The sequence below is a fragment of the Pseudonocardia sp. genome (assembly GCF_025965585.1).
Lineage (GTDB): Bacteria > Actinomycetota > Actinomycetes > Mycobacteriales > Pseudonocardiaceae > Pseudonocardia.
The window spans coordinates 1-4,581 of record NZ_JAOPWR010000032.1; the positions used below are offsets into that span (position 1 = coordinate 1).

4 protein-coding genes and 1 pseudogene are annotated in these 4,581 nt (G+C 74.3%); 3 read left to right on the forward strand and 2 right to left on the reverse strand.

The genetic code is table 11. The annotated features are described in order from the left end of the window. Positions 1-549: pseudogene (locus JWR81_RS01525) on the forward strand (phenylalanine--tRNA ligase subunit beta); the annotation flags it as partial. Positions 550-838: 289 nt separating this feature from the next. Here the strand turns inward: JWR81_RS01525 and JWR81_RS01530 are convergent. Next, on the reverse strand, positions 839-1,084 hold the full coding sequence (locus tag JWR81_RS01530; RefSeq protein ID WP_297645751.1) for a hypothetical protein: 246 nt from the start codon (positions 1,082-1,084) through the stop codon (positions 839-841). An 85-nt stretch (positions 1,085-1,169) separates the two neighbouring features. Here JWR81_RS01530 and JWR81_RS01535 point away from each other — a divergent pair, with 85 nt between their 5' ends. Beyond that, the gene (locus JWR81_RS01535) at positions 1,170-2,630 is read left to right on the forward strand and encodes a carboxylesterase family protein (RefSeq protein ID WP_297645753.1); all 1,461 of its coding nucleotides are present in this window, start codon (positions 1,170-1,172) and stop codon (positions 2,628-2,630) included. A 171-nt stretch (positions 2,631-2,801) separates the two neighbouring features. Here the strand turns inward: JWR81_RS01535 and JWR81_RS01540 are convergent, their stop codons facing one another. Next, positions 2,802-3,845, reverse strand: coding sequence for an LLM class flavin-dependent oxidoreductase (locus JWR81_RS01540; protein ID WP_297645755.1), 1,044 nt, complete (start codon positions 3,843-3,845; stop codon positions 2,802-2,804). A 108-nt stretch (positions 3,846-3,953) separates the two neighbouring features. On the opposite strand from JWR81_RS01540, the gene JWR81_RS01545 reads away from it, so the two are divergent. Further along, the coding region (locus tag JWR81_RS01545) for an XRE family transcriptional regulator (protein WP_297645757.1) at positions 3,954-4,581 on the forward strand (628 nt) is incomplete at its 3' end.

The following is a 4,581-nucleotide window of genomic DNA, read 5'->3' on the forward strand; positions in this document are numbered from 1 at the left end:
GCGAGCTGGGCCGACGCCGTGCACGCCGCGCAGCTCGTCGCCCAGGCCGCGGGCGTGGAGCTGCGGGCCACCGCGGCCGACCAGGCCCCGTGGCACCCCGGCCGTTGCGCGATGCTGCGTGTCGGCGACTTCCCCGTCGGCTACGCGGGCGAGCTTCACCCCAAGGTCGTCGAGGCCCTCGGCCTGCCGCCGCGCACGTGCGCGATGGAGATCGACCTCGACCTCCTGCCGCTCGACGACGCCCGCCCCGCACCACGGATCTCGCCCTACCCGCCGATCTCGGTGGACGTGGCACTGGTGGCCGCCACCGACGTGGCCGCGGCCGAGCTGTCCGACGCCCTGCGCGACGGCGGCGGCGAGCTGCTTGAGGACGTCCGGCTGTTCGACGTCTACGCCGGCGAGCAGGTGGGGGAGGGCAAGCGGTCGCTGGCCTACACGCTCCGCTTCCGCGCCCCGGACCGGACCCTGACCAACGAGGAGGCCAACGCCGCCCGCGACAGCGCGGTCGCGGTGGCCACCGAGCGCCACGGAGCAGCCCTCCGCGGCTGACCGGCGAAGGACCACCCCCACCCGCGGTCGACACGATCTGGCGCGTGAGTCGACACGTTCCGGCGGCCGGGTCCGCCGAATCCGCGTGGTGACCTACGCCAGGCCGCGTCGCTCGGCTTCCGGTCCGTCACCAGGATCGTGACGAGGTAGGTGCGGGTCGCGAGCTGGAGGGCCGGGCCCGTGGCCGTGTCGACCACCGCGGCCGCCTCCCCGACCCCGTCGAGCAGGCGCCGTCCCGCTGCGCGGACGCGCTCGGCCGGCGTGCCGTCGCGCACCCCGTATACGTTGATCATCCCGACGGGACCGGACCCGGCGAGCGCCGCACCGCCCGCCCGACCAGCGCCCCGAACTCGGACGCGTCGAGCAGGCACTCGTCGGCGACCGGGTCGGCGACGAGCCCTCCACGGGATGTCGGCGGTGTCACGGCCACCACCGGTTCACGGGGCGCCCCCGCGCCGGGGACGACCTGGGTGCACCCCGCCGGCGACACGGCCAGCGCGACCACCAGGAGGGCCGCCGACCAGGTGCGTCGCACGCGGCGACGGTAGCCGGTCGGGGTTTCGGCGCGTGGGCGTTCGGGAGCACTGGCCGATGCCGCGGCCAGACGTGAGGATGCAGACATGTACTCCGTGGTGAAGACGACTGCAGGCGAGGTCCGCGGCCAGGTGTCCGAGGGCGTCGTCCGCCATCTCGGCATTCCGTACGCGGCCGCGCCGTTCGGCCCGAACCGGTTCCGCGCGCCCGCACCCGTCCCCGAGTGGGACGGCGTGCGCGACGCGCTCGAGCACGGACCCACCGCGCCGGCGCCGGGCTATCCGTCCCCGTTCGCCGAGCTGCTCCCCGTGGTGCGGATCCCGGGGGAGGAGATCCTCAACCTCTCGGTGTGGGCGCCGGAGGGCGTCCGCGACCGGCCCGTCATGGTGTGGATCCACGGCGGCGCCTTCGTCAACGGCTCGTCCTCCGTCCCGACCTACGACGGCAGCGCGTTCGCCCGCGACGGCGTGGTGCTCGTCGCCGTCAACTACCGGCTGGGAGCCGAGGGCTTCCTGCACCTGCCGGGCAGCGAGCCGAACCGCGGCCTCCTCGACCAGGTGGCGGCGCTGCGGTGGGTGCAGGAGAACATCGCGTCCTTCGGGGGCGACCCGGCGAACGTGACGGTGTTCGGGGAGTCGGCGGGCGCGATGAGCGTCGGATCGCTGCTCGCCATGCCCGCGGCGCGCGGCCTGTTCCGGCGCGCGATCCTCCAGTCGGGCGCCGGACACCACGCGCTGACAGCCGCCACGGCCGCCCGCGTCGCCGGCTACGCCGCGGAGAAGCTCGGCATCGAGCCCACCGTCGAGGCCTTCGCGGAGGTGAGCCCCGAGCGGCTGCTGGAGACCCAGAAGGCCCTGAGCGCCGAGGCCGCGACGACACCCGACCCCGCCCGCTGGGGCGAGATCACCGCCAACTCGATGGTCTTCGAGCCGGTGGTCGACGGTGCCGTGCTCCCGCAGCTGCCCATCGAGGCGCTGGCCGCGGGCGCGAGCGCCGATGTGGACGTCATGGTCGGGTCCAACCGCGACGAGCACCGTTTCTTCCTCGTCCCGACGGGGTTCACCGACCAGGTCACCGAGCCGGTGGTGGGCGGGGTCCTCGCGGCCTACCGGCTCCCGGACGGCGCGCTGGACCGCTACCGCGCCGTGCGGCCCCGGGCGTCGATCGGGATGGTGCTCGCCGACGTGATGAGCGACTGGTTCTTCCGCATCCCGGCCGTCCGGCTGGCCGAGGCCCACGGGCGTGCGCACGTCTACGAGTTCGAGTGGGGCTCGCCCGCGTTCGACGGCCGGCTGGGCGCGTGCCACGCCCTGGAGCTGGGCTTCGTGTTCGACACCCTGGCCAGCGGCGGTGTGATGACGGGCGACGCGCCCCCGCAGGAGCTCGCCGACGCGATGCACGCGGCATGGGTGGCGTTCGCGACTACCGGCGACCCCGGGTGGGAGACCTACGGGGAGGACCGCCGGGTCCGCCGCTTCGGGCCGGAGATCGTGACGGCCACCGATCCGCGCGGCGACATCCGGGGGCTGTGGGCGGGGATCCGCTAGGACCGCCGTCCGTGGGTGCGCGACGGCTCCGGGCGTGGGTACCCGTGCGGGCAGGCCGGTCGCGGGAACGCCCCGACTGCAGGCGATGTGCCGAGCGGCGCGTGTCGTGTAAGCGGCGCGCGCGAAGCCATGCGCGCGCCGGGCGGGAACGCGCGCGTGGCCGTCCGTCCGTCAGACGGCCGCGGGGGTGTCCGCCCGCTTCGCCGTCTCGGCCCGGACGATCGGCGCCACCTCCGTGCCGTACAGCTCGATGGCCCGCAGCACGTCGAGGTGCGGCACGTCGCCGATCGCGAACTGGATCAGCGTGCGGTCGTGGCCGAACAGCTCGTGCTGGAAGAGGATCTTCTCGGCCACGGCCTCCGGGTCCCCGACGGTGTACGCGCCGCGCAGCGTCGTTCCCGCGTCGAACGCGCGGCGGTTGGTCGGGCCCCAGCCGCGCTCGCGGCCGATGCGGTCCATCACCCCGGAGTGCGCGGGAAAGTAGATGTCCGAGGCCTTCTCGCGGGTGTCGGCGACGAAGCCGTGCACGTTGAGGCTCAGCGGCTGCGGCGCGTACCCGGCCTGGGCGAGGGCCTTGCGATGGAGCTCGGCGAGCGGGGCGAACCGCTCCGGCTCACCGCCGATGATCGCCAGCGCCAGCGGGAGCCCGAGGAAACCGGCGCGCACCACCGACTGCGGGTTGCCGCCGACGGCCAGCCACACCGGCAGCCGGTCCTGCACGGGCCGCGGGTAGACGGGCTGGTCGTCGAGGGGCGCGCGGTGGGCGCCCCGCCACGTCACGCGCTCGTGATCGCGGAGCTTCAGCAGCAGGTCGATCTTCTCGGCGAACAGGTCGTCGTAGTCGCCGAGGTCGTAGCCGAACAGCGGGAACGACTCCGTGAACGACCCGCGCCCCGCCATGATCTCGGCGCGGCCCTCGGAGAGCAGGTCGAGCGTCGCGAAGTTCTGGAACACGCGCACCGGGTCGTCGGAGCTCAGGACGGTGACAGCGCTCGTCAAGTGGATGTGCGAGGTCCGCTCGGCCGCGGCGGCCAGGATCATCGCGGGCGCTGAGGCGGCGTAGTCGGCGCGGTGGTGCTCGCCGACCCCGTAGACGTCGAGGCCGACCTCGTCGGCCAGCGCGATCTCCTCCACGACCTCCTTGACCCGCTGGGCCGGGCCGACCCCGCCGGGGCCGGGGCTGACGTCCGCGAACGTGTACACACCGAGTTCCACGGATCCCAGCAACCGCTCCCGGTCGCGCGGGATTCCCTGTTTCCTTGAGTGAGACTGTGTTTCTTGACAAGTTGCCCGGCACCCCTATGTCGGGGCGGGGGAGATGCGATGACCACGGACAGGCCGACCCACGGTCCCGCCTCCCGCGAGGTGGACGGGCCCGCGCCGTCCGGAGGACGGCTGGAACGGGCGATCGCCGCCCAGGTGCGCAGCCACCGCGTCGCGCGCGGGCTCACCGTCGCGGACCTCGCCGGCCGCGCCGGAATCTCGAAGGCGATGCTCTCCAAGATCGAGAACGCCCTCACCTCCTGCAGCCTCACGACCGTCGCCCGCCTGGCCGAGGCCCTCGACGTCCCGGCCACCGCGCTGTTCCGCGGCGCCGATGCCGAGCGCGAGGCCGTGCACACCCCGGCCGGCGCGGGCGCGCGGATCACGGCACGCGGCACCCGCGTCGGCCACGACTACACGCTGCTCGGGGCGCTGCGCGGCCCGCACCAGCGGATGGAGGCGCACCTCGTGACGCTCACGGAGCGCAGCGAGATGTTCCCGCTGTTCCAGCACCCCGGCACCGAGCTGCTCTACATGCTCGAGGGCGAGATGGTCTACGGCCACGGCGAGGCCCGCTACCCGATGCTGCCCGGGGACGCCCTGCAGCTCGACGGCGAGGCGGTGCACGGTCCGCAGGAGCTGGTGTCGCTGCCGATCCGCTTCCTCTCGGTGGTGGCGTACGGGGATC

What these genes read in the sequence shown, in the direction of transcription:
- JWR81_RS01535 (WP_297645753.1), top strand. Translation starts at nt 1,170, where the DNA reads ATGTACTCCGTGGTGAAGACGACTGCAGGCGAGGTCCGCGGCCAGGTG.